Origin of the sequence: Bacillus sp. B4EP4a (genome assembly GCF_006680105.1) — a bacterium.
GTDB lineage: Bacteria > Bacillota > Bacilli > Bacillales > DSM-1321 > Peribacillus > Peribacillus simplex_E.
In genome coordinates this window covers 1-1809 of the sequence record NZ_VHIK01000070.1, presented here as the reverse complement: position 1 = coordinate 1809, position 1809 = coordinate 1, and the positions used below count along the sequence as shown (strand labels likewise).

The window sequence follows — 1809 nt, the reverse complement described above, 5'->3', positions numbered from 1 at the left end:
GCAGGTTAGCATTCCTGTAGTTCGTTAAATATCAGGTTTGAAAAAAATAGAGCCCCTCAGTAAGATACGAGTATAGAGTCCAATCTAACTCAAAGTCTTAAGGAGGAAGCCTTACTATGAATTTTAAAATGCAAGACAAACAAAATCAACTAATAGAAAGAATTTCCGATACACATCTAATTGTAGGTGTGGATATAGCCCAACAATTACACGTTGCTCGAGCTGTTAACTTCCGTGGAATTGTAGTTGGAGATCCTCTTACATTTGAAAATAATGAAGAGGGGTTCGTAAAACTATTAAGTTGGATTCAAAACTTACAAAAACTAAAAAACTTTGATTCCACAATAGTGGGTATGGAACCTACAGGACATTACTGGATTAACCTATCAAAATGGCTGGATAAACAAAACATTGAGGTAGTTACTGTGAATCCCCACTTAGTAAAAAGGAATAAAGAGAATCGTGACAATACTCAATCGAAGAGTGATAAAAAAGATGCCCTCGTTATTGCGGATATGGTCAAAAACGGCTATTATTCCTTTGTTCGTCCAACATCCGAATCATTTGAGAAACTTAGAGTTCTAATTTCTAACCGTGATGTAATTGTTAAACGTCTCGTGATGTCTATTAATCAAGTAAATCGATGGGTGGATGTGGTCTTTCCTGAACTCAGACAAGTGTTTAAAGATGTAACGTGCAAAGGGGCGATCGCAACCCTTCGTTTATTTCCTACACCGGATGAAATATCTTCACTAGAAACACTAGATGTCATGAGGGGTTGGAAGTCTTTAATGAAACGACAACCAGGACCCAAGAAGGCTCAATTATTAATCAATCTAGCAAAATCTTCTATTGGGACCAGACAAGCTCTCGATGCTTATAAATTCCATTTAGAACAATTATTAGAGGAATATGACCTCGCTGTAAAACAACTCGAAAGAGTTGAACAACAAGTTAAAGAAGTTCTCTACAAAATCCCATTTGCAAAAAAACTACTTATGATTAAAGGAATAAGTGAAATTTCATTAGCTGGGATACTGGGTGAATCAGGAGATCTAAGTGGTTTCTCTCATGGAAACTCTCTATTACGGCATGCGGGATTACATCTAGCTGAAGCAAGTTCAGGCAAATGGAAAGGTCAGATTGTCATTTCAAAGCGTGGAAGGTCAAGACTACGACGATTCCTCTACTTAGCAACTATGAGTCTTGTGATGAATAACCCTGAGTTTAAAGCCGTCCATTCCCATAATGTGAAGGTAAAGAAGATAAAGAAAATGAAATCAATCATGAAACTGATAGGTAAACTAGCAAGGATTTTTGTAGGAATAGCAAGACGAAACGAGTCTTATTGTCCAAATAAAGTTCAAGTATTATCCTCTTTAGCAGCATAGAAATAAAACATTAGTTATATAAAATGTATCATTTTAAATAGTTAACTTTAATTTTGAATGTTGTCTTATTCGTAGGATTTCAAATATGTACGGAGTACCAGGTTTCTTGAACAAAAGGGCACTGTGACCCATCAGGTTAGCATAACTGGCCTCCACCCCTTGGATAGGCATGACGAAGGAATGAGAGGGCAATTGACCCGTTGAGACATGGGAGGGAAAGCCTCCAGGGGCGGCGTGGAGATGTACATTATATGGGAATATATGGAGTGGTAGCTGACTCCTTTATTTAACTATGACTTCACGAAGCCTAACTGATTTGAACTCATTTCATTTACCCGTAAGATTAATTACAAGGGTTATGAAATCCTGCGAATAAGTGAGCATTCGAGAGATATTCGCATCAAACTGAGGGAGTTCA

The 1809-nt window shown here is 37.4% G+C and carries 1 protein-coding gene; it reads left to right on the top strand.

The genetic code is table 11. The annotated features are described in order from the left end of the window. Positions 1 to 116: 116 nt before the first annotated feature. Positions 117 to 1391, top strand: coding sequence for an IS110 family RNA-guided transposase (locus tag FNK51_RS25390; protein WP_141995121.1), 1275 nt, complete (start codon positions 117 to 119; stop codon positions 1389 to 1391). The last annotated feature ends 418 nt before the right edge of the window (positions 1392 to 1809 follow it).

Coding starts and splice junctions, on each gene's coding strand:
- FNK51_RS25390 (WP_141995121.1), top strand. CDS start 117: ATGAATTTTAAAATGCAAGACAAACAAAATCAACTAATAGAAAGAATT.